Here is a 22,825-nt window from a genome sequence, read left to right as displayed (position 1 = left end):
AGACTCACATGCGCTTTTTACTAACGAACCTACTCGTTGTGGTGATGGTTTTGTTCAACCTGGGCATGCCTTCCGCTTATGCCGAGGAGTCATCAAGCCTGGAGCCTAACACTCTCACTGGACAATCAGCCATTCTGATTGATGCTACAACGGGACAAGTCTTGTTTGAAAAGAACCCTCATGAGAAGTTGTACCCTGCTAGTATTACAAAAATCGCAACAGGTATTTACGCGATAGAAAAAGGGAATCTGGATGACACTGTCACCGTCTCCAAAAAAGCACGCCGTGAAGAAGGAACACGTGTTTATTTGGAGGAGGGAGAACAGATTTCCCTGCGCAATTTGTTATACGGACTGCTCATGAATTCAGGTAACGACGCTGGTACAGCGATTGCTGAGCATATGGGCCAGACGACGGAGCGTTTTGCAGTGGATTTGAACGCCTTTTTGAAAGAAAAAGTAGGTGTCAGCGAAACGAATTTTACCAATCCACACGGACTGCATGATCCGAATCATTACACGACTGTTGCCGACATGGCCAAAATTTCGCAGTACGCGATGAAAAACCCCGTATTCAGGGAAATTGTTGGCACGAAGCGGCTGCCTTGGCATGGACAAACGTGGGAAACAGTTCTAGTGAATCACAACAAGCTCCTGCGCGATTACGAAGGGGCAACTGGCATCAAAAACGGTTTCACAGATCAGGCGATGCATACGCTGGTAGGCTCCGCCAAGCGTGGAGAAACGGAGCTCATCGCGGTCACGATGAAGGCCTCTACCAGTGCAAATGCTTACAAAGATGTAAAAAAGCTACTGGACTTTGGCTTTCAAGGATTTGAGACGAAACCAATCGCCAAAAAAGGAGATTCTTTTTCAGAAGCTGCTGTCCCTGGCAACAACTCGGTTGTGACTTTTACAGCCAAGGAGGATTTGTATGCGACGGTTCCCAAAGGTTTAGAGCCTTTAGTAGAGCTAAAAGCAGATGGGAAACTGTCTGTACAAGCTGGTAAACTAGCCGTCTCTTATCCGTTGCTTCGTCATGATCCGCCTGCTCCAGCTTCTACTACTGTGTTTGGGGATTCAGAAGGTGGCAACCCACATCCACTGGCCCGCTATAGCGTATTAATCGTCTGGTTAGGAATGAACCTTTTCTTAATCGTGTATACGTTTTCCCGTGCACAGAGGAATAAACGAATTCGCGAGCGCAGTCTTCAACGGCGGTTCTACTAATACAAAAATGAGAATCCAAACAGGACGTGTCACTGTGCGCGTCCTGTTTTTTTGTTAGGTCATCTCATCTCTTGTTGAGTCGTGAGGGATAGATGCCGTGTCCAATTGTGGAAAACGAGCGTACATTAGAGTAAGAACTTTTCTCTGGTGAGGGGGAGTGAGATGGACAACCGAATCTATCATCGCCCTGCCGTGTCCGTCATCATCCCATTGAGTGACAGCGCCAGGAATATGAAGAAACTGCTTTCTGTTGTCAAAAGAATAGATCCACACACGGAGGTAATCGTCGTGTGCAACGGTGTGGGCTCCCAAGAAACTAGCCTGTCCAATGAATGGGGAGCACAAGTTATTTCAACCGGTTTGGAAGTAGACAGCTATGAGGCAAGAGCGATCGGTTCTGCTCATGCGAGGGGAGACGTTGTACTTTTTATCGACGAGTGCCTCGCCATGCCTCTCTTATACTTGAAGAAATATGTCACGCTGGTCAAAAAGGGATCGGATGCCATTATCACGACATGCTCTGACCATTGGGGATCCAAAAGAGGAAACCGTTCAGCAGGGAGTGCCTATTGCCTGTTGAATCATCTTCTTGGTCAAAAAAGTATGGGCTCCGCTTCCTTTGAGAATATTCCCTTTGCCTTAAGCAGAAAAGCGCTGGAGGCAATTGGTTCCGAGACTTTATGCAATCCGGCAGTTGCTTTGGTTCAAGCGACTGTCTTGGGGCTCAAAATGACGACAATCGCCCCGTTTGCTGTGGAAAAACAACCAACCGGCACTTGTGATATTGTGCGAAAAGACATCCGTACGATTTACCGTGAGCATGCGAAGGCAATCCAGTTACTTACGGGTGGAACGAAGCTGCGACGCGCAGAGCAGGATGGACAAAGACACCGCGACTTGGTGCAGTCATCGGACGTTTTACATTTGCGCTCGGTCATTCAACTAGAATCACGCGTTAAGGAGGGCGGTGTATGGGGTGGCAAACGCAAAGCGAAATATGCGAGATCCCACAAAAAAACGCGAAGAAGAGCACATTAATGGCAAAGAGAAATGCCAGAATGTAAATCGATTAAGTGTCATCCTCTCTGTTCACCACGAGCGGACGATCAAAAAAGTGCTCAAACAAATTGAGAAACTCCGACCCATGGAGATTGTACTCGTTGTGGATGGCTGTCCGGATCAATCGGTAAAAAAAATGCTCGCTTACTCCTCCTGTCCACTCACAGCGTTTGTGTACCCGTTTCCTTTAGGAAATGATGTATGGCGAGCAATTGGTGCCAAGGAGGCCACAGGAGATGTGTGGCTGTTTCTCGATTCAGATCACGTCGTAGCTGCAAATGATATGCAGGCCTTTGTCAGATCGTGTTACCAAGGAGCAGACATTGCGTTGAGAAAATGCATGACACCCCTCCGCCAAACATCCATGGAAGCGGACACCATTTTGCTAGCGAAGACATTTCTCAATGCCCTGGTTTCACGTCATGAACTAGGAACTTCCTCGATGTATGAATTACCTTTTGCTATGACGCGACAAGCTGCCGCTATCATCGGCGTTCAACATTTGGTCGTACCTGCAGTTGCGCACGCTATTGCTCTACAGAATCAATTGCGTGTCGTGTCATCTCCTTACATTGCATCAGCAAAACTTACGAGAAAAAGAACGACACCAAGAAAGAATAAACCGAGCGATAACCGGACGATCCTGGGAGATCACCTGGAAGCAATGGATTACGTGATGTCCCATAAATGAATGAAACCGATGTCGAGGCGATGCCATTTGTGGGCATCGCTTATTGGCTATGTGCTGAAGTCACGCGTAAATGCGCCATAATAAGCCATCATAAGCCGCTGGAATCATTTGATCTCTTGACTTTGCATTGTTCGGTTTTTGTAGTACGATAGGCAAGTAGGTCATTTTTTCTTGATAAAGGAGCAAACAGATTATGAGTATCCATATTGGAGCACAGCAAGGTCAAATTGCTGAAACCATCCTGCTGCCGGGCGATCCGCTACGGGCCAAATACATTGCTGAAACTTTCCTCGAAGGAGCAGAGTGCTACAACAACGTGCGTGGCATGCTTGGCTTCACAGGTACATACAAAGGTAAGCGCGTTTCTGTACAAGGAACGGGCATGGGTGTTCCTTCTATCTCGATCTACGTCAATGAGCTCATGGAATCTTATGGTGTTCAAAACCTGATCCGTGTAGGCACTTGCGGGGCGATCCAGGAAGACATCAAAGTACGTGACGTGATTATCGCCATGAGCGCATCCTCTGAATCCCAAACAAATCGTCTCCTGTTCAACCAGATTGATTTTGCTCCTACTGCTAACTTTGAATTGCTGCACAAAGCGTATCAAGTAGCGACTGAGCGCAATCTACCTGTCAAAGTAGGGAATATCTTTACGAGCGACAGCTTCTATCGTGAGAGCTTGGATTTGTACAAAAAATTGGCATCCTATCAAGTGCTTGCAATTGAAATGGAATCTTCCGCGCTGTACACATTGGCTGCAAAATACAAACGCAACGCATTATCTATTCTCACCGTGAGTGATCATATTCTAACTGGTGAAGAAACTTCCGCTGACGAGCGCCAAACGACTTTCAATGAAATGATTGAAGTGGCGCTGGACGCAGCTCTGATCAAGTAAATTAGCATGCAGACGACATCCCACTGGCAAACTATCGTCAGTGGGATTTTATGTAGAGGATGGAAAAGGGGGAAGGAATCATGAATGATAAATGCCCAGCATTTTTTGAAACGGCATTTAACGAAGGGTATACGAAAGAGCAGAATGGCTATTTATACAGGTTGTTCCGTCAAGATGTAGGCAAACTTCAGATAAAAACTGGAAAAATCGTGGCGAACGATCCGTTTGTCATGTTTGAGACGGAACCATTTGTGGAGGTTTTTCCAAAGGGGAGCTTCTCCGTACAGCTCGCTATCGCGCAAGTTCAATCCCTGTCAAAGGATGGGCAAACGGATGACGCTCTGGAGCCTGATGAACGGGTAGCATTGGCACGGATTGTCTTCTCTAATAAACCTGTCGTGTCTTGGAAAATGGCTGTTTGGCCGGAGTCAGATGTATCGCAGCTTGGCGAAGGTGAATTTTTTGGCTATGGTGTGGATGCGGGGACAGGCTCGTTCATGGATGCAGAATCTTGCACGCTTTTGGAACGAGAAATGGAGAAGGACGAGATGTTCTATGAGACGTTGACAAAGAAAATGGATCAAACGTATAAACACACGCGGAGTTGGGGGCTAATTGATTTAGCGGAAGGCTGTAATGTTGCCATATTTTCAACAGGTTGGGGAGACGGCAGCTACGCGAGCTATATCGGTTATGATGCTGAAGGACAGATTGTACGTTTGGTAACAGATTTTTACTTGTTGGAATGGATGGGAACCGCAGAAGAATAGAAGGTGGGTAAATAGGGGAAAGAGAGAAGAAAAGCGAATAGACGCCAAAGTAGAGTGCCTCCAGTGGCACTCTTTTTATTGGTTATTTTTTCTTATTTCGTTCGAGATATTGCGCCAGGTTATTTAAGGTATTTTCGTACGATCTTTTTTTCGTCGTAGTGGTGATCGTTTTGGATTTTGGGATGACTTTGGTCATTTGGGGACCTCCGGGCGTTTTTAGTTATAGTGATCTTAATTATAATATATATGAATTTACAATAAATGTAAATACTGTTTTTTATTTAAAATGAATTTTTTTATTTTGATGAAATTTAAGCGATTTAAGCAGATCGTTGATAAATGTCTGAGTAAGCCTTATTCGATGATGGATGGTTCACAACAGTTCTGTTGCTGCCTGTTAATGTCTTGCACTGAAACTGACAAATTAGGTTTTTAAGAGCAAGTTTGGGTGCATCTATGTATGTCATATGGCAGTAATAGATGAGAAAAAGAAAAGCTATATATTTTACAGCATCATTCAGTTAGATCCATGTTCGACCAAGTTTGTGACACAAAACTAATAAACAGGTGAGTGCCCCTCTCAGAAATTATGCATTTCATTTTGAGTCCGATAATATATATTATGTAAACTGATAAAAAGAGCAAGTGGGACAATAACTAAAGGTTCTTGGTTCCAGGAATCTGGTTGGCAAAGGTTCCGGATAATCATCAGTTGCGTCCAGCTAAGTTTCGGAACCGTTCCAATAAGATTCGTGGACGGTCCATAATAATCGGTTGCGTCCTTATAATCGATTTACTAGGAGGACGATTAAGTTTGCAAATGAAACAAGCAATGGATGAATTTTTGTTTTATACGGAGGTTGAACGAAATGTATCTGTGAATACGATACGTAGTTATGCGTACGATTTACATGTATTTGAGGCTTTTCTAACGAGGGTCCAAGGAAAACTGGATATCGAACGATTTTATGGTGGGCATTCATGCGCCGAAAACAGACAAAAAAGTACCGGTTTATATGAAGTTAATCGAATTACAGATGCTATTTCGGTTTTTAGAGAATGATCAGCATAAGTTATCGTTACGGAATCATTTGAAGTTTAAGCTATTGGCGACAACTGATCAAGCAATACCAGGAACACTTGGAAACGTTTCAATTACATACTTCCGAGCCGGTTTTTACGAATTACATGGGTCAACGGATAGATCCTCGGGGCTTACATTGGATATTTAAGGAAGTCCTTCAAAATGCGGGCTTACCCCCTCACCGGTTTACACTGCATCATTTGCGGCATACCTTCGCGACTCTGCTCTTGCGTTCCAATGACGGTCCTTCAAAGGTAGATATTCGTACGTTGCAGGAGCGCTTGGCCATGAAAGTTTAGCGACAACGTCTATTTATACTCATGTAGATCTAGAGCAAAAGAAACAAGCTATTGAGACCTTAAGATTCGAAAGTTAGTTAATCGTATAAAACCTCCTCTCTGCTATGATAATTACTAGAGAGGAGGTTTTATAAAATGCTGTTTCAGTTCATGAAAACGCTATTTCATGAACTGTTAAATATACGCACTGAAAATCGATTAATTACGTGCTTCGCTTCTAAACGAAATCAAACATTTAAATGATTCCTCTTACTCTGATCATTTCTCCATTTTTCCCAATCCTTCTTTCACTCTCAGTTCATTTGTTATCTTCTTCACTATCAAGTTTTGATTTAACTTAACACACTTCTATCCTCTTTCCACTTGTGTTCATTCTAATGGCTTTTTGATTCGTACTGATAATTTTTTCGAATGCCCCTACTCTATGCGTTTGGAGCAATTGTATCAAAGTTTCTTTCTGAATGATCGATTCGAATACGAGGATGATTTACACGATCTACAAAAGAAAAAGCCTCATCGTCGTCCGATGAGGTCCTATCATCATTACTTCCTCGCCCAATCAGCGATGGCCTTTATGTCTTCCGGTTTTGTTCTGCAGCAGCCGCCGATTAATCGGGCGCCAGATTCATACCATTCAAGGGCATTGTTGCCATAGCCATCTCTAGAAGATGCTCCGTACCACGTCTTGGTTGTCGGGTCATACCGCTCCCCTGCATTCGGATATACGACGATCGGCTTCATTGTGCAACTGCGTATTTCCTGAACAAGCCTAGGAATATTCCTGGGCGACGTGCAGTTAATGCCTAAAGCGGCTATTTGCTCTTTTTTATCTAGCCATATTGCACATTCCGTGATCGGTGTGCCGTCTGATATATGCAGTTCGTCTTTTGCACTGAAGCTGATCCACGCATAAACTCCAGGAAATTCTTCCAGAAGTCTGACAAGTGCTCTGGCTTCGCTCAAGCATGGTATCGTTTCGCAGGCAAGTATATCGGCGCCTGCATCAATCAGTGCTTTCATCCTAGGCCTGTGGAAATCGATCAGTTCCTCTTCGCTCAGTTCATAAGCTCCTCGGTATTCGGAGCCATCAGCCAAATAAGCACCATACGGACCGACTGAAGCAGCTACAATAGGCTTTGGCCGATCCAGGCGGCCATCTGAGTTTTTCCAAAATTCATCCCGTGCTTGTACGGCTATTTGAACGGACGCCTGAATGAGAAGAAGCGCATCCCTCTGGCTCATTCCCCGCCGGACAAATCCTTCCACCGAAGCCTGATAGCTGGCCGTGATTGCGCAGTCAGCCCCCGCCAAAAAATACTCCGTATGCACACGTTTAATTAACTCGGGATTTTCCATCAGCACTTTTGCTGACCATAGGCTATCGTTCAGATTGCATCCGTGACGCTCAAGCTCAGTGGCCATGGCGCCATCGAGGATCATCATCGGAAATTTCTCTAAAATCGTTGCAATCGGATTCATCGTTCGCCGAACCTACTCTCGTTCTATTTTTTATTTCCATTACATCACAATAGAGTCGCTGGTTTTGGTGATTTGCTTTTTGCGATTTTTGATATAGTAAAATAAATAGCAACCAGCCATAAATGCTATACCGCAATAGATCGCAATCCGTTGACTTGGGTCAAAAGCAAGTCCGACACAAGATGCGAGGCATAAACCAAAAGCGGCAATCGGTACAAGCGGGTACAGAGGCGTGCGGTATTTCAAATCGTTGATATCATTGTTTTCCTCAAGAAAACGCTTACGAAACATAAATTGGGACGCTGCAATTGCCATCCAGACAACAACTACGGCAAAACCAGAAATCGAAACAAGAACGAGATATACGGTGTCAGCAGCAAACACACTGGACAGAAGCGATAAACACGCAATCAACATGCTAATGATCAAAGCATTCATCGGTACACCTTTGGAATTTACTCTCCCCAGTCGATGGCTGATCATATTTTCTTTCGAAAGAGCCCACAGCATGCGGGTTGAGGCATACAAGCCCGAGTTAGCTACGGAAAGCAATGCCGTAATAATGACAAAATTCATAATATCGGCCGCGTAAGGCACCCCGATGTTGTCAAAGACCAAGACAAACGGGCTTTCAATAACGCCAGCTTCTCTCCACGGAATTAAACCAGCTAGTACAAAAATGGCACCGATAAAGAATATCATCGTTCGCCAAATAATGTTCGTCATCGTACGGGGGATACTCTTCTCCGGGTTTTCGCTTTCCCCAGCAGTGATCCCGATTAGCTCCGTTCCCGAGAAGGCAAAGTTGACGGAGATCATCGTCATCACTACAGGGAGAAATCCGTTCGGGATAAGACCGCCCTCTCCAAAAAAATTAGACAACATGGGAGCGGGTGATCCTGTTTTCAATGGAAGAAATCCGAACATCGCAGCGCCGCCCAAAATGATGAACAAAATAATCGCAATGACCTTCACACCTGCGAACCAAAATTCAGTTTCTGCAAAAAACTTGACGGAAAGCGCGTTTGCTATAAAGATCACTCCACCAAAAATAGCGCTCCACATCCACACAGAGGTGTCCGGAAACCATCGCTGCATCAAAAGACCAGACGCTGTAAATTCAGAGCCTACTGTAACCACCCACGTCAGCCAATACATCCATCCTACTGTAAATCCGGTTGCTGGCCCGATATATTTAGTGGCGTAGGTTTGAAAAGAGCCGGTTACAGGCATGGCAACTGATAACTCCCCTAGGCACAACATGACAAGATACATGATTAAGCCACCCACCAGATAAGCAAGAAGCGCTCCCCCAGGACCTGCCTGATTCAGGGTATAGCCAGAGCTTAAAAACAGCCCTGTGCCAATTACCCCTCCCAGGGAGATCATAAACAAATGTCTGCTTTTCATCGTACGACGTAGTTCGGTCTGACCTTTTTCATTCATGTGCCCCATGTTGTTCCACCCCTTAGTGAAATGAATGTTTTTCAGGCATGGTGGTTCCCTGTTACTTTAAAAGTCTGAAGCATACTACTTTCGGTTCGGTCATTTCTTGCAGGGCAAAGGCAATTCCCTCACGACCGATTCCCGATCCTTTCACGCCCCCGAACGGCATCGCATCGATACGGTAATCAGAACTATCGTTAATCATAACACCTCCCACTTCTAGCTTGTAAATAGCAGAAAATGCCTTGTCCACTTCACGTGTGAAAATGCCAGCTTGAAGTCCGAAAGGTACTTGGTTCGCTTCACGTATAGCAGTATCCAAATCCGCGACCTTGAAAATAGAAACGACCGGACCAAATACTTCATCCTTCGCAATCTTGCAATTTGCCGGCACATTGATTAATACGGTCGGTTCGTAATAGGCACCGTTACGTATCCCCCCGCAAAGCAGCGTCGCACCTTTCTGCACCGCTTCAGTCACCCAATTCTCAACTCGTTTCGCTTCGTTTTCCGAGATCATGGGACCCATATCGGTTTCTTCCGATAATTTGTCTCCGACTCGGTATTGTTTCGTAAGCGTGACGAACCGATCAACGAATTCATCATAAATTTCTTCCTGTGCATAAATGCGCTGTACTCCTAGACAATTTTGACCAGCTGCCCAAAACGCACCCGACACAGACGACTCTACCGCTAGTTCCAAATCAGCATCTTTCAAGACGATGACGGGTGAGTTTGAGCCTAGCTCCATGCTCATCTTTTTTAGCCCGGCTTTTTTCATGATCGCTTCTCCAGTAGCTAGCCCACCTGTAAACGAAATCATTCGAATTGCCGGATGAGTGATTAATGCCTCCCCCATGTCATTCGTAAAGCCAGTAATAATGGAGAGCACCTTCGGAGGAAGTCCCGCTCTATCAAATGCTTCTGCAAGCAGCAAGGCACTCAAAGGTGTCGTTGGCGCAGGTTTGACAATAATGGCATTTCCAGCAGCAATCGCGGGTCCGATTTTGTGTGCGACGAGGTTTAACGGATCGTTAAACGGTGTGATGGCAGTAATGATGCCAATCGGAAAACGGTAGTAATAGCCGACGCGATTTTCGCTGCCTGGCATTTGGTCAAATTGTATCGTTTCTCCGTAAATTCGTCTCGCTTCTTCCGCACTGATCCGCAATGTCTCTACACAACGCCTTACTTCCTTTCTTGCTTCCCGGATCGTTTTACTTCCCTCAAGAGCAATGACCTTCGCATATAGTTCTTTGTTCTCGGAAATCCAATCAGCGGCACGATGGATGATAGCCATCCGCTCATGCACTGGAATGGCCGCCGCTATCGTTTGTCCATCTTTTGCCTCTTCAATGGCGAACAGTACGTCGTCCTCATTAGCAGCCGGCACCGTTGCAATGATGCTATTATCATGCGGATTATGAACGTTCATTTCTTTATCGCGGGATACCCACTTCCCAGCTAGAAACATCTTTTTTTTAATGAAAGTTTCCGTCATCATCAAGTATAGACCTCCAGTCGAATTTCTTTTGCCCTACAATTGGCCACGGCTAATGTTGATCAAATCAATGAGAATAGAGAAGCCAGTCTCTGTGCGTCCAGCTCCTGCACCGATAAGCGTAATCGGACCTGCCAAATCGCAGTAATAGGTGATCGCGTTTTGCGCCCCTAATACGCCTGCCAACGGGTCGGTTAACGGGATTGCTTCGGGACCAACCTTTGCCATTACATGCTCCCCTTCTTTAACAACTCGTGCGATCAGCTTCCATCTTTTCTTATTTTCTTTTGCCCATTGAATGTCTTGTGGGGTAAGTTTCGAAATTCCTTCACGCGCGATCTCGTCTCTTTGAATATGAGCGTTCATGATCGTGTTTGCCAAAATCGTTACTTTATATTGAGCATCAAAGCCTTCGACATCGTTTCGCGGATCTGCCTCTGCATACCCGAGAGATTGCGCTTCTGCCAAGGCGTCCTCATAGGTCAATCCTTCCTCCATCCTAGTGAGGATATAGTTTGTTGTTCCATTGAGAATTCCGCGAATTTCGGAGATGTCGTTACCTACCAATGAAACGAGTGGCATACGGATGGATGGCGTTCCACTCATAACTGTTCCTTCATAGCACCAGCGAACCCCGTTTTGTTTTGCTACTGTCTCCAACTCTCGGAATGCCAGAGAAACGGGTCCTTTGTTGCTCATCACGATATTTTTCTTACTTTCAAAGGCAGCCTTACAATGATCGATCGCTGGCTGACCTGTTTTAATATCCGTGAACGTCATTTCTACGATCGTATCCGCATTGCTTTCCCTAATCGTTTGAAAGCTGTCCCAGCCTTTGATTAAGCCAGGGGTATCAGGGTAGCCCTGCAAACTGCCCGTTTCGCCCACAATACGTAAAGCCAAAGAGAGATCCAGACCGTCTGGATGATAGAGGGAGCCTTTCATCAGATCAGAAATCGCTACTACTTTCGCCTCGAAACCTACATTTGCGTATAAAGCGTCCGCTTTCGTTTCCAAAATTTCCGCCAATCCTTGTCCTACCACTCCAAAACCGAGTAATGCTACTTTGTGTGTCATTCTGATTCGATCCTCCTACAATGCTGTTTTGTTCATCTGTGAAGCCAAATAGTTCAATGCCTGTTCGAGATCCGAAATCAAATCTTCCGTATCTTCAATCCCAACCGACATACGAACCAATCCTTCAGAAATCCCCAAGGCCATCCTCTCCTCAAGCGTGCATTCCACATGGCTGGTCGTCCTAGCTGGGCCATAAATCGTCTCGACAGCACCCAAATTTCCCGCCCGGTTTCCTAACCGCAAATGAGGCAAAAAAACTTTAATCGCCTCCATTTCACCTTTCAGAACAAAACTAAGAATACCCCCGAATCCACTCATCTGCCGTTTGGCGACCTCATGATTTTTGTGGCTTTCTAATCCCGGATAATAGACAGCTTCCACGCACTCTTGTTTTTGCAGGAATCGGGCAACTTCCATCGCGCTTTTCGCTTGCTGCTCTACCCTGAGCTTTAATGTTTTCATCCCCCGCAAAATGAGGTAGGCGGACCAAGGATCCATCGTTGCTCCATTTATTTCTCTGTAGTGATACACTTTTTCCATCAACTGCTGAGAACCGCAAACGACTCCGCCCAATGCGTCCGCATGCCCGCTTAAAAATTTGGTGGCGCTGTGAATAACGAGATCAACACCGAGTAGAAGCGGATTTTGATTTATAGGGGTCGCAATCGTATTGTCGATAACAACCAATGCCCCGACTGATTTTGCTAGCTTGGCCAAATGCTCGATGTCCACAATTTTCAATGTCGGATTCGTTGGTGATTCCAAATAAAGTAACTGGCAGCCCTTTTGAATTTCTGTTTCAATTTCTTCTTGATTGCCGGTGTTGCACAAAACAACATCAACATTAATATTGGGCAAAAATTCAGTGAAAATTTTGTTCGTACCTCCGTACGTATCTTTTATGGAGACCACCCTGTCACCTGGTCGTAAAAATGTATACAAAGTACTGCTGATCGCAGCCATGCCGGATGAAAACGCTATAGCTCGCTCGGCCCCTTCCAGCGTTCTCAGTTTTTCTTCAAAGGCCTGAACAGTTGGGTTGGTCATGCGATTGTATATATGGCCTGGTTTATTCCCGATCGCTACGTCATACCATTCATCCACATCATCATATCCATAAGCTACACTTAACACGACAGGGACTTGTGTAGAACCAAAAACACTAAACTCCTTTTCGCCAGCCCAAACCGTTTTTGTACCCATTAGACTGTTGGAATTATCGATTTTTTTCATTTTTGCCTCCACTTTTGTAGAAATAACTTAACTCATGTAAAGAATATACAATATACAATATATAATATAATCATTGGTAAACACCTCCTATTCAATGATGAACATTCGTGATGTTTTTTGTGTTTAGTATATTGTATATTTTGTATTGTATTATTCGTTTCTAGAAAACACAATAGTCTTAATTTTTTTATTTATAAAAACGACAAGAGTTGTTACTACTCTTGTCGACCAGTCAAACTTATTTCTATTAAATCATCTCAGGATGCTCAATCTTCCAGTGATGGAATTGGATCAAGTTCGCCAAAGCATCTGAATCTCGTTCTTTAAAATAACGCAAGATCTGTTTATGTTGGTCGTTCATTTGTTTTAAGATGACATACAGTTTTTCCGAGTCGTTGCTCAAATAGGACTGCCGAATAAAACTGTTTTGCAATGATTCCATCATCGTAATCAGTGTATGGTTGTTGCACTTGTCGATGTACACCTTATGGAAAGCGGTTTGATATTTTTGATAATCATCGTAATTGTTCTCTTGGATCGACACATCAATTTTCCGTATATACTCCTCCATCATGGACATATCACTGTCCGTGATAAACTCCATTGACAACCGTGCAGCCAAGGCATCCAATGAACCAATGACGGCGAATACATCCAACTTTTCTTTCGTATTTAGTTCCTTTACGAGAAAGCCGCGTCTCGGAATATACTCCAGGAGATTATCCGAGGACAACTGGATGAGTGCTTCCCGAACGGGAGTCCTGCTGACCTCCAGCTTTTCACAGATCTCTGCTTCATTAATCTTGTGATTTGGCAGCAATGTTCCATTCTGGATTCGCGAAGCAATATATTTGTATACGTGGTCTTTTAATGAGTCGTATTTGCGAGTAATCATCGTTCACCTCAATCAAAATAATATTTTGTATTTAATATTATGGTAGCATTGCACAATCTTTTGTTCAAGGTGTACCCCCCCTGCTACAAGAACCTCGAAATGTAAATGTATCCCGGTTGTTTGTCCAGTTGTACGAATGTTTCCAATTGGTTGGTCTGGCTGGTCCGCCACCAATTCTTCCGATCATTTTTAATTCCTTTCTTGAACACTTTTCTCAGGAGTGGCATTTTGATTTGGATTTTGAAGTGCAGTTTTGTTTAATTTAATAACACCTTGCGACCAAATGGTTACACGTGCTTTTCGATACAGATTATTTCTTATGCCTTGGGTAAGTTGTATATATTTTCTATGCCTTATACTCTCATGATGATTTCTATTCATCAATCCGATTCAAACCGCTGCTTCTTCTTTGGTCAAAAGTCGAATGGGATCAATCGTCACTCCCTTAAGAATTCCTACCTTGTTTGCCTTTTCATAAATGTCTTTCTCCCAGTGACCTGGAGGTAATTGGGCCAGAGGTGCCTTTTCTTTCAATTGCATGACGGTAACCAGAGTAGTTAGGAGCTGACTTTGTGTCATTTGAGTTGTAGGTCTAAATGTTCCATCAGGGTACTTCCACATCACTCTCTTTTCAATAACGTATTCAATGTCAGATTTATACTGATCAGTATCAAAATCGGATCGAACTGAGCCTTTTTGGATCTGAGTAGTTCCAATAGCATGGAGAGCTGAAGGGAAAGATATTGTAACCCTAACATTAATGATGTAACAAAGAATGAGTTAAGTAATCTCTTCATAACGTTAACCCTCACATATTCTCAGTGATTCAATTGCCTCTAGCAGTATCTCAACATAAATAACTGGAGCCTTCCTTATGAAGCACATTGATATGGAATAAAATCCTAATTCATTTTGGTGCAGTCGTGGTGTTTAGAAACAATTTAATCCTCCTAGATCATCCATCTGGCATTACTTACTTTTTGGATAAAATTTACTTGCTAGAATGAATGTTCTACGCCCCATTATCTGCTTATTAACAGCTTGTCATGCAGTTTGATTCTTATGCCGTCCTTCCCCAGTTTTACCTCTCCTACAACTGTGCCGTCTATCAATAGACAACACATATGATTGCTGGTTACAGGATCGATGTCTGGTCTACCTTCTCCATCAAACAACGGTTCATCCATTTGAGCAAATTCTATCAGGTCTGTAATGTCCGCGAATACAATCTTCATGTATTCTGCGATAACCCCAAGTCCCTGGTTATCAGCCGTTGCTTCCTTTTGACGCTTGATCTCGGCTTTAATTTGAGGTTTTCGCGGGTTTTCCCAGCCAATTGCTTAAGCTTTCAACGATTAATAGCAAATAGGAGGGGTATGCCCCCTCCTATTTGCTATTAATCAGCAAGACTACCGATTCTTGCTGATGTGATTGGAGACTAGTAAACCGGATTCCAACTGAATACGTACCAATTTCTGAATGGGAATAACTGTATAGTTTAGTTCTCGTTCCAGCTTATCCGTATACTGTCGCAATTGGCGAAGCCCTTCTTGCAGCACTGCTTTCAATTTTGTAATTGCCTCTTGGTCGGTTGAACCTTCCTTTGCTAGCCGCTCTAGCTCATATTCGCAAGTGCGTACCGCTAGTCCCAAGCTCAATCCTCGATAAAACTTCGATACCACGAAACTGCTGAAAACTTGGGAACCCTTTGCCGGCTTTTCAAATTCAGGATCGCTCATTGCCCATTTTCTCTGTGCTTCGTTCCTTTCTTTGCGTGCCGGGGAAGATGGGTCCATCAACTTGAAAAACGGGTTATCCTTTGAAATATAGGACCGTATGCCACCCAAAAGTCCCTCCAGCATTTCAAAAAAAGCCTCACTTTGATCTGCTTCGGTCAGAAGTGCCTCTCTGCGGGAGATATCTGAGTCACTCTGATCCTCTATTCGTGGATCGAAAAAATATGGCAGCTCGGTGATTAATGTTACACAATCCGCTTTCGAAGAGGCGTATGTGTGGCTGTCTGCCCCCACATCAAGTGTCGGGGCTTTTCCTGTATGTTTCTCCATATAATCATAGTATTCGTCTTGCCCGTTTAAACTGAAGATGGCCGGAGCAAACTCTGTCGCAAATGGCGTCTCTGGTTCTCCTAGATCTAAAGGCACGTCTTCTTTCCTTGCTGAATTGTGAAATCCTTCGTATAATTCTGGCAAATCGTGTGAAATATACCAATAGGCACCGCATAACCCCCCATTGTGTAATGAATACATAAACACAGGTCTAGTCTCGTCTATGATTTTCATAAGCACTTGCGTTTCAGGCAATGGTTTGTCAAAGCGATATTCTTTATATTCAAAAGGAAAAGTCCATTCCACCTGCTCGTAGCCGACAGGTCTATAGTAATTTCTAATGTAGTTAAAAATATTGTATGGTCCTTTAAACCAATTTTCATTTAGTCGCGTACCATCAGGGTCAACACATTTGATGATGTACCACGTGAAGCCCAGCTCGTCGCGCAAGGCCTTGTCCTCTGCCAATGCCCGGGAGAGATATTCCATCGTCATCGCGCCAATTGGCTCGTTAGGATGCGGGCAGGCAAAGCATAACGCATTTTTGGGCCCGTCTCCGATTTTGATACATGGAATGGGGTGTCCATCGCGGGACTTTCCCGCCTCAAATACGGTTACAGCATCAGGAAACTCTTCGGCCAGCCTTCTGGTGCTTTCATCCATTTCATCTACTGTTAGAAAAACCTTGTAGTCTGGCACCTTATCAATCACATGTTGAAAATTCATCGATTATTCCCCCTCGTCTGATGCAATCTTCCAAGTCATTCTAAAAAGATGCTATTCCTGTAACGTATCGATTAGGTTCTTGACGTAGACGGAAAGACTCCGTTTATTTTTCTACCCAGCTATCTTGGAAATTGGGAGTATAGGACGACCATTTCACGCCTTTTACTCGCGAGCTTACTACCACAAAGATCTTGTCACTATAGATGGGAACAGCATATGCTTGCCCAAGGAGATGTTGTTGGGCATCTACATATACCTGTTTTCTGGCTTTCGTTTCAGCGGTTGCACGTCCTTTTGTTAATAAGGCATCCAGCTTGCCGTCTTTTAGACCACTTATGTTAAAGCCAGCACCAATTTGGCTAGAGTGGAAACTTTGATATAAAGCATCAGGGTCATCGTAACTATAAGTAACCAGCGTTACATCAAAATTTCCTTTCATTAGTCCATCACTATACGCTGACTCCTCTAAATTTTGAATGGTAGCTTTGATACCCACCTCGCCCAGCATAGCTTGCAGCAACTGAGCTTGCATCTCAAACCTAGCCGAAATCATAAAGGAAAGGGTAAATACTTTTCCATCCTTTTCTCTCAGGCCTTCTCCGTTTACCTTCCATCCAGCAGCGTCAAGGAGCTTCTTTGCTTCTTCCACATTGTATTGGTACCCGTATTTTTCCAATGACTTATCATACCCCAATGTTGAAGGGGATAACAACGATTGGGCAACCTCTCCTTCACCCATCAAAACCGCCTGGACCATCGCTTGTTTATTAACCAGCATATTGAATGCTTTTCGAACTTGGATATCCTGGAACTCCGGTTTTGTCAAGTTCATATATAAACTAAGAGGTATCCCAGCCCGTAAAAGTTCCAGAACCTGATATTTTGGGTTATTTCGATACTTCTTGATATCTTTTGCGGGTACATCGAATGCAATATCGATGGTACCATTTTCCAAAGCGGCCAACATAACACTTTTATCTGGAATTGTTTTGATCACCAGTTTATCAGCTCTTGGCGGTCCTTGATTTTCATAGAGCGGCATGGCCCACTTAAAGGCTTCATTGCGAACCAATGTAACCCCCTCGCCAGCCTTCCAGCTCTCAAACTTCCATGGACCCATTCCCACAGGATTTCGTCCATATTCCTCACCATATTTTTCAATGGCCTTCATGGATAGCGGTTGAGTTATACCGGTGCCTAAATCTTCAAGAATCGACACATTGGGTTCATGTAATTCAAGGATGAGGGTTTTATCATCAGGGGCACTGACGCTCTTCACCGGCATCATAACTATTCCCGCCAGTTTTGCTTTTGTTTTCGGATCCTTAATGCGTTCAAAGGTATCCTTAAAACTTTTGGCAGTTAGAGGTGTTCCATCGTGAAACGTAACATCAGAACGAATGGTAAAGGTGTACGTTTTTCCATCCTCTGAAATCTTAAATTCACTTGCGAGATTAGGTTTGAATTCTTTTGTAACAGGATCCTTGTAGACCAGCGATCCACCCATATTCCAAGTAACACCCATATCGTTACCAACTGACTTGTGAACATCTAGGGTATCTGCTTCACTTGCGTAAGCCACAGTGATGGATCCGCCTGTCTTTGGTTTGTCAGCCTCTGGCTGTTGATTTGGTTCAGATGTGGTTGATTGTGTGCTGCATGCAATCACCAACGACGTACATATCATAATTAGTAATCCTAAAATAATGCCATGAAATCTCTGTTTCTTCTTCTTTACCATGTTACAGCTCCCTTGTTCTGTATTTTTTAAAAAATCTACATGACGACATAATTTTGAAAATATATCTGACCTCCTTTACGTTTAAAGCGCCGGCATTAGCCCCCTGGTCCCGATTATAAAACCTCCAGCAAGAGGAGATTCAATCGTTAGTTTTCGACAATATGTTTCTTCAAAAGAATAGGGAGCTTGTTTAAGAAGCTCCCTGCGCGTGCTGAAATTTCAGCTCAGTCTTATTTTATTATCGTATTGTTAGAGTGATCGGAGCGTTGGAGAGAAGGGAATGGAATCAAGAGAATGCGGCCATTTGGCAAAATAACAGGTGCTCCTATTCACCTACTTGTTTTGTCATAAAGCCTCTTCCGTACACATTATTTTTCGGATGAAAAATCCCCGAACTACGTTAATCCGATCTGGACTGAGTTGTTTTCAAGCGGTTTCTATGTTTTAAGAAAAACTGCTTCTTCTTGTTTTCGTTACTCTGTTCGGAGGGATCAGGCATCGATTGATCACTGTCATTCTCGCTCGGAACCAAAAGCGATTCCATAAACTCTTTTGTCGGGATATACGGTTCATAGGCAAGAGGAACTTTTGTTATCTTGCTCGTCAATTCATCAAGAGCTGCAAGATCATCAACGCCAACTTGATGAACAGATGTTTTTCCCAATGCAAGAATTGCGACCTTCATTTCTTCCACAAACGACGTAAGAAAGTTCTCTAAATACTTTGCTGCTTCTTGCACATCAAATTGAGCAGTTAAACTTCCCGGATAAAAAACAAGTTGAGTAGGAGGTTCCCAAGGAACTGCTTTTGTTACCTGATCATGCGTCATTGCCCACAAGAGAGCCGTCCCCATATAGACACCATCAACACCTAACGCAAATGCTTTTAGGCAATCAGATGGCGTGAAGTATCCTCCTCCGCTTAACAAGGTAATTCTTTCCTTCACCCCGCGTTTTTGTAAGTATTGTACGGCACGTGAAACAGCATAAATGGTGGGGATTCCAAAATCGTCTTCCAGGATGGGAGGTCCGCCCTTAGATCCTGCCTGTCCGCCGTCAATGCTTACAAAATCAACCCCAGCAAAAATGGCGACTTCCAAATCGGCTTCAATCTTTGCGCTTGCACATATTTTAACTCCAATGGGGATTCCACCAGTAAGGGCGCGCAGATGATCAACTACTTTGCGAAGATCTTGTGGTTTATTGATATCCTTATGCCTGGAAGGAATGACGACATAATCATCATTCTCCACCTTCAAGATTTTTCTGGCTCTTCCTTGAACGTACTCCGAAGGGATAAAAGTTGCCGCACCCGCAATGGCTCCTTGGCCGATATGGATTTCAATCGCATCGGCCTGTTTGAGAATTTCTGGCTCTTTTGACCACTTGCCGCTGTGGTATTGAATAATTAAATGTTTGGCGTTTTGTCTTTCTTCGGGTAAAAATCCCCCTTCACCCGTATTTGTTAAAGTGCCGACCGCAGCGGTTCCTTTTGCAATCGCTATCTTTGCTTTCTCTGACACACCAATCCCATATCCCATTCCTCCCGCCATAATGGGCATTTCCAGAGACAAAGGTTTTTTTGCCTGAGGCCCGATGGTAATCCGCATATCTACATCTACATTTTCAGGGGTAACTAACGTGGCCAGTTGTGCCGGTGAAAAGATAAGTCCGTCGTAAGTAAGAAATTTACGCGGACTCCCAAATGGTCTTTCTATAACTGCCCCTTCTGAAGCGCGCAAGCTATTTTCAATCACAATTCTTGGTGACAGGCGAGTCAGTGCTGTTACCATTTCCCAAATGTTTTCGGGATACCGTTCATTCATGAGCCGCTTCGTGAACCGGCCAATGATCCATTGCAGCAACGACCTTGAAAAAATAAGAGCTAGAATTCCTGAAAATAGAATGGCTGTCATTGTACCCGTAAATGATCCGATGTCAAAAGACATCCATTTACTTCCCATTACACTTCTCCCCTTCGATACCGTTAGCAAAAGCGTACAGGCAGATAAGAATGATCCATGCGCAGGTTAGTGATAGTGGCAAGATTTTCAGAAATTTTGTGTTTTACCATCTTTTGGTTTACCGCAGTATCGTATTCTTTTCCTCCTGTAGTATTATCCAGTTAGACAAGTTTATTCCCACAAAAACGCCAGTGAGCACCCGCCGAACCTCCCGGGGCGAATACGATTTATGTTTGTTCAGCACCAGATCGAACTGACATGGACAGGAGGGTAGCAGGAATTTCATGCATAGAGTCAAAAAAAGCCTTTCCATCCGGTTGTCCCGGCAGAAAGGCTTTTTTGACTTTAGCTTTGCGGTTCCTTTTTGTGGAGTTCCTATATGATGCCCCCAAACTCTATGGCCTTAAACTAGAAAAAGGCAGCCGTTATAAGCTTGAGGAAGTTTGTGACTAAAAATCCTAGGTTTGTCGCTGTTTGATTAGAAGTTGTCATTGTATAATTCTTGTTGCTGTTCCTCTGCTATGGTCTGTAAGTCATATGCGTTAATTCGAAACAACTGATAATCGCCCGTATCCGCTTTTTTTGCGGCGAGCTTACTTAGAAATTTCGGGGAGCCTTCGTTTTCTTCATCGTAAACTAACAAGATACCGTCAGAATTGGCTAGCAAGAATTTGTCTTTCTCTCCAAGCTGCCAAGCTCCCTGATAAGGAGTTTGATAGACACTATTGATATAATCAGCTTGCATCACAATATTTCGGTAGTAATCCTGGGTCTCTTCCTTCCACTTTTCCTCTTGATTCAAAAACGGAGTAATTACCGCCAGTTTTAGATGCGGATACTCCTTTTTCAATTCCAGAACAGTTTCGGCTGCCCACATTTCTACCCCTAGTTGACCTGATATGATGACCCATTCCAATTCTTCTTCAAGGAATCTTGCGAGTTCCCGCTTCAGTGCTTTCTTAATTATCGCTAAGCCCGGATTTTTTTCATTGAAAATGCCAAGCTCGTGAGCCTTGTATCCTGATACAAATAACCGTTTTAACATGTTGCCACCTCAAATTTAAAAGAACTCTAGCGCTTCGTCTCATTTTTTCTTATATTATCACAAAGGTAGTTGGTCTCCTAAATTCCGATGATCGAGATAATAAATCCTCTATCAAAAAGCGAAGGTGTAATTTTTCACCCTCCAAGCTGAAATGTGCCCAAAAAAGCTGTAAAACAGCTGCTTAACCTCACAAGACGAGAATATTGAAATACCTGCTGATCTTATCGATAATATTGCCTTTTGTCCTTTTCTTTTACAGATACTCTTAGTTTCCAAAGTTCTTGAGCCAATTGAAAAGCTTCCTTATCATCTCCTTTTTCAATTGCTATTCCCCTTGCTTTTAATAGAGCATTCACAGCAGGAGATAGGTCGGGAGAATCCACAACCCATATTTTAAAGTCATGTTGAAATGGATCCGTATCGCTCCAAACATAATGATGTTTTCGAAATGCAGCACCAACTGTGCTTTTCGGAAGCTCTTGCTTACAACGAAATAGTTCTTTCTCATCTTTACCTAAAAACACCAATTGCTTGTTATCCACAAATACAAGGGAGATATCTTGCTTTTTGAAGAGAATTTCATCATCTCTAATTTTACATGTGACTTTATCATCATATACAGACGTTTCTAAGCTTTCATGAAAAGAGAGTAGAGTCAAGACAATCCCTGCAATCAAGCCAAGGATCATAGTAACAATGCCTACCCATGCTCCGTTATAGGAGGCAATTAGTTGTAAGGGCCCCTGGAAAGGTATCCACGGCAAAGAACTGCCCCATTTAGCAATACTCGGAAGAAACCAGCCGAACACTAAACCGATAAGAGGGAAACCAAGCCACAAGATAATCTTGTCCGTTTTTGAAAAATTTAATAATGTATGATTCTCACTCATGTAAAGTCTCCTTTGTTAGATAATACGCTTGTAATGGTTTCTCTCCATACAGCTGAAACATCCAGTTGAATGCCAATCAACGGATAATTTGATAAGTTATCGAGTGTTAACGCTAGTACACATGCTTTTTCACGCAAGCCTTTTGAATCCGTATGACCAAATTCTTCCCCTTTTTGTAGTAATCGAAAAAAACCGTCAATAAAGCCTTCCTGTACGGCCTTAATTTTTAATCGGTACTCTTTATTATGGGAAGATTCTCGGCTCCCATATATAAGAAACTCATTTAATACCTGTACAACAAGCATTTGTGTATCTGTAGTCTCTTCAACCAATAATTGCAAGCCGTCACGAACCATCTTCTCTACAAAATTCTTTTTCGTATACTCATGAATTTGAAAGTATTGTTCAAAACTATACCCTTCTAAAATCCAAGCGAAAACAGCGTCTATTAGTTCCTCTTTCGAAGAGTAATAATAATAGATGGATGGCTTCTGTATGCCTACAGAATGAGCAATCATGGAAAGGGAGGCTTTTTCAATTCCATACTGTCCGATCAACCATGTGGTCGTTTCAAGAATTTTTTGTCGTGTTGCTTCGCTTTTATTCATTTTATCACCATTTTCTACCTAACGTTAGTTAGATAATAGCCGCTAATTTCGCTGATTGTCAAGATGGAGGTAAAATATTCGGCTCCCAACATAAAAAGAAGCCGTGAGAATACGGGATAACT

Annotated in this window: 21 protein-coding genes and 1 pseudogene; 7 read left to right on the top strand and 15 right to left on the bottom strand. The window is 43.4% G+C overall.

Going from position 1 to position 22,825, the window contains the following annotated elements; genetic code table 11:
- Positions 1 to 8 precede the first annotated feature (8 nt).
- The 7 genes from HP567_RS18255 (at position 9) to HP567_RS18225 (ending at position 6,033) form a co-directional block, all read left to right on the top strand.
- On the top strand, positions 9 to 1,229 hold the full coding sequence (locus HP567_RS18255; protein ID WP_173607678.1) for a D-alanyl-D-alanine carboxypeptidase family protein: 1,221 nt from the start codon (positions 9 to 11) through the stop codon (positions 1,227 to 1,229).
- Between the two features lie 162 nt (positions 1,230 to 1,391).
- Positions 1,392 to 2,267: a glycosyltransferase gene (locus HP567_RS18250; RefSeq protein WP_173607677.1), complete on the top strand. Its 876-nt coding sequence runs from the start codon at positions 1,392 to 1,394 to the stop codon at positions 2,265 to 2,267.
- Positions 2,227 to 2,979 (top strand): glycosyltransferase, encoded by a 753-nt coding sequence (locus tag HP567_RS18245; RefSeq protein ID WP_173608355.1) that lies wholly within the window; start codon positions 2,227 to 2,229, stop codon positions 2,977 to 2,979. Before HP567_RS18250 ends, HP567_RS18245 begins: the two co-directional genes overlap by 41 nt.
- A gap of 193 nt (positions 2,980 to 3,172) precedes the next feature.
- Positions 3,173 to 3,880 carry a purine-nucleoside phosphorylase gene (deoD, locus tag HP567_RS18240; RefSeq protein WP_173607676.1) on the top strand — a complete coding sequence of 236 codons (708 nt, stop codon included), beginning with the start codon at positions 3,173 to 3,175 and terminating at the stop codon, positions 3,878 to 3,880.
- An 80-nt stretch (positions 3,881 to 3,960) separates the two neighbouring features.
- A complete protein-coding gene (locus HP567_RS18235) occupies positions 3,961 to 4,650 on the top strand; it encodes a DUF4241 domain-containing protein (protein WP_173607675.1) in 690 nt (229 codons plus the stop codon).
- An 820-nt stretch (positions 4,651 to 5,470) separates the two neighbouring features.
- Complete coding sequence (locus HP567_RS18230; protein WP_229088227.1) at positions 5,471 to 5,713, top strand: site-specific integrase; 243 nt, start codon at positions 5,471 to 5,473, stop codon at positions 5,711 to 5,713.
- 125 nt (positions 5,714 to 5,838) lie between these two features.
- Positions 5,839 to 6,033 (top strand): tyrosine-type recombinase/integrase, encoded by a 195-nt coding sequence (locus HP567_RS18225; protein ID WP_370648071.1) that lies wholly within the window; start codon positions 5,839 to 5,841, stop codon positions 6,031 to 6,033.
- A gap of 543 nt (positions 6,034 to 6,576) precedes the next feature.
- On the opposite strand, the gene mmuM is transcribed toward HP567_RS18225, so the two are convergent.
- The 15 genes and pseudogenes from mmuM to HP567_RS18155 form a co-directional block, all read right to left on the bottom strand.
- Complete coding sequence (gene mmuM / locus HP567_RS18220; protein WP_173607674.1) at positions 6,577 to 7,512, bottom strand: homocysteine S-methyltransferase; 936 nt, start codon at positions 7,510 to 7,512, stop codon at positions 6,577 to 6,579.
- A 39-nt stretch (positions 7,513 to 7,551) separates the two neighbouring features.
- Complete coding sequence (locus HP567_RS18215) at positions 7,552 to 8,967, bottom strand: amino acid permease (RefSeq protein ID WP_229088064.1); 1,416 nt, start codon at positions 8,965 to 8,967, stop codon at positions 7,552 to 7,554.
- 52 nt (positions 8,968 to 9,019) lie between these two features.
- Complete coding sequence (locus HP567_RS18210) at positions 9,020 to 10,462, bottom strand: aldehyde dehydrogenase family protein (protein WP_173607673.1); 1,443 nt, start codon at positions 10,460 to 10,462, stop codon at positions 9,020 to 9,022.
- Between the two features lie 33 nt (positions 10,463 to 10,495).
- Positions 10,496 to 11,536, bottom strand: a complete 1,041-nt coding sequence (locus HP567_RS18205) for a homoserine dehydrogenase (protein ID WP_015891314.1) — start codon at positions 11,534 to 11,536, stop codon at positions 10,496 to 10,498.
- A gap of 15 nt (positions 11,537 to 11,551) precedes the next feature.
- Complete coding sequence (locus tag HP567_RS18200; protein WP_173607672.1) at positions 11,552 to 12,769, bottom strand: cystathionine gamma-synthase family protein; 1,218 nt, start codon at positions 12,767 to 12,769, stop codon at positions 11,552 to 11,554.
- 247 nt (positions 12,770 to 13,016) lie between these two features.
- Complete coding sequence (locus HP567_RS18195) at positions 13,017 to 13,664, bottom strand: GntR family transcriptional regulator (protein ID WP_015891312.1); 648 nt, start codon at positions 13,662 to 13,664, stop codon at positions 13,017 to 13,019.
- Between the two features lie 390 nt (positions 13,665 to 14,054).
- The gene (locus HP567_RS18190; protein ID WP_229088061.1) at positions 14,055 to 14,204 is read right to left on the bottom strand and encodes a hypothetical protein; all 150 of its coding nucleotides are present in this window, start codon (positions 14,202 to 14,204) and stop codon (positions 14,055 to 14,057) included.
- A gap of 36 nt (positions 14,205 to 14,240) precedes the next feature.
- Positions 14,241 to 14,366 (bottom strand): annotated as a pseudogene (locus HP567_RS30030) (hypothetical protein); the annotation flags it as partial.
- A gap of 320 nt (positions 14,367 to 14,686) precedes the next feature.
- Positions 14,687 to 15,001 carry a terminase small subunit gene (locus tag HP567_RS18185; RefSeq protein ID WP_173608352.1) on the bottom strand — a complete coding sequence of 105 codons (315 nt, stop codon included), beginning with the start codon at positions 14,999 to 15,001 and terminating at the stop codon, positions 14,687 to 14,689.
- A gap of 72 nt (positions 15,002 to 15,073) precedes the next feature.
- On the bottom strand, positions 15,074 to 16,441 hold the full coding sequence (locus HP567_RS18180; protein WP_229088060.1) for a M14 family zinc carboxypeptidase: 1,368 nt from the start codon (positions 16,439 to 16,441) through the stop codon (positions 15,074 to 15,076).
- Between the two features lie 118 nt (positions 16,442 to 16,559).
- Positions 16,560 to 18,197, bottom strand: a complete 1,638-nt coding sequence (locus HP567_RS18175) for an ABC transporter substrate-binding protein (RefSeq protein ID WP_173607670.1) — start codon at positions 18,195 to 18,197, stop codon at positions 16,560 to 16,562.
- A 400-nt stretch (positions 18,198 to 18,597) separates the two neighbouring features.
- Positions 18,598 to 20,160: an FMN-binding glutamate synthase family protein gene (locus tag HP567_RS18170; RefSeq protein WP_173607669.1), complete on the bottom strand. Its 1,563-nt coding sequence runs from the start codon at positions 20,158 to 20,160 to the stop codon at positions 18,598 to 18,600.
- A 478-nt stretch (positions 20,161 to 20,638) separates the two neighbouring features.
- Positions 20,639 to 21,205: a DUF1273 domain-containing protein gene (locus tag HP567_RS18165; protein WP_173607668.1), complete on the bottom strand. Its 567-nt coding sequence runs from the start codon at positions 21,203 to 21,205 to the stop codon at positions 20,639 to 20,641.
- A gap of 221 nt (positions 21,206 to 21,426) precedes the next feature.
- Positions 21,427 to 22,095, bottom strand: a complete 669-nt coding sequence (locus HP567_RS18160; protein WP_173607667.1) for a YqeB family protein — start codon at positions 22,093 to 22,095, stop codon at positions 21,427 to 21,429.
- The gene (locus HP567_RS18155) at positions 22,092 to 22,703 is read right to left on the bottom strand and encodes a TetR/AcrR family transcriptional regulator (protein WP_173607666.1); all 612 of its coding nucleotides are present in this window, start codon (positions 22,701 to 22,703) and stop codon (positions 22,092 to 22,094) included. Before HP567_RS18155 ends, HP567_RS18160 begins: the two co-directional genes overlap by 4 nt.
- Positions 22,704 to 22,825 lie beyond the last annotated feature (122 nt).

The sequence above is a fragment of the Brevibacillus sp. M2.1A genome, assembly GCF_013284355.2.
Lineage (GTDB): Bacteria > Bacillota > Bacilli > Brevibacillales > Brevibacillaceae > Brevibacillus.
The sequence above is the reverse complement of the archived record's forward strand: the minus strand, read 5'-3'. Positions and strand labels throughout refer to the sequence as shown.

Bases quoted from the DNA above. Each gene is read 5' to 3' on its own strand.
- HP567_RS18210 (WP_173607673.1), bottom strand. From the start codon at position 10,462: ATGATGACGGAAACTTTCATTAAAAAAAAGATGTTTCTAGCTGGGAAG.
- mmuM (WP_173607674.1), bottom strand. From the start codon at position 7,512: ATGAATCCGATTGCAACGATTTTAGAGAAATTTCCGATGATGATCCTC.
- HP567_RS18200 (WP_173607672.1), bottom strand. From the start codon at position 12,769: ATGAAAAAAATCGATAATTCCAACAGTCTAATGGGTACAAAAACGGTT.
- HP567_RS18255 (WP_173607678.1), top strand. From the start codon at position 9: ATGCGCTTTTTACTAACGAACCTACTCGTTGTGGTGATGGTTTTGTTC.
- HP567_RS18235 (WP_173607675.1), top strand. From the start codon at position 3,961: ATGAATGATAAATGCCCAGCATTTTTTGAAACGGCATTTAACGAAGGG.
- HP567_RS18215 (WP_229088064.1), bottom strand. From the start codon at position 8,967: ATGGGGCACATGAATGAAAAAGGTCAGACCGAACTACGTCGTACGATG.
- HP567_RS18205 (WP_015891314.1), bottom strand. From the start codon at position 11,536: ATGACACACAAAGTAGCATTACTCGGTTTTGGAGTGGTAGGACAAGGA.
- HP567_RS18195 (WP_015891312.1), bottom strand. From the start codon at position 13,664: ATGATTACTCGCAAATACGACTCATTAAAAGACCACGTATACAAATAT.
- HP567_RS18245 (WP_173608355.1), top strand. From the start codon at position 2,227: ATGCGAGATCCCACAAAAAAACGCGAAGAAGAGCACATTAATGGCAAA.
- HP567_RS18170 (WP_173607669.1), bottom strand. From the start codon at position 20,160: ATGGGAAGTAAATGGATGTCTTTTGACATCGGATCATTTACGGGTACA.
- HP567_RS18175 (WP_173607670.1), bottom strand. From the start codon at position 18,197: ATGGTAAAGAAGAAGAAACAGAGATTTCATGGCATTATTTTAGGATTA.
- HP567_RS18165 (WP_173607668.1), bottom strand. From the start codon at position 21,205: ATGTTAAAACGGTTATTTGTATCAGGATACAAGGCTCACGAGCTTGGC.
- HP567_RS18190 (WP_229088061.1), bottom strand. From the start codon at position 14,204: ATGCAATTGAAAGAAAAGGCACCTCTGGCCCAATTACCTCCAGGTCAC.
- HP567_RS18250 (WP_173607677.1), top strand. From the start codon at position 1,392: ATGGACAACCGAATCTATCATCGCCCTGCCGTGTCCGTCATCATCCCA.
- HP567_RS18160 (WP_173607667.1), bottom strand. From the start codon at position 22,095: ATGAGTGAGAATCATACATTATTAAATTTTTCAAAAACGGACAAGATT.
- HP567_RS18230 (WP_229088227.1), top strand. From the start codon at position 5,471: ATGAAACAAGCAATGGATGAATTTTTGTTTTATACGGAGGTTGAACGA.
- deoD (WP_173607676.1), top strand. From the start codon at position 3,173: ATGAGTATCCATATTGGAGCACAGCAAGGTCAAATTGCTGAAACCATC.
- HP567_RS18225 (WP_370648071.1), top strand. From the start codon at position 5,839: ATGGGTCAACGGATAGATCCTCGGGGCTTACATTGGATATTTAAGGAA.
- HP567_RS18155 (WP_173607666.1), bottom strand. From the start codon at position 22,703: ATGAATAAAAGCGAAGCAACACGACAAAAAATTCTTGAAACGACCACA.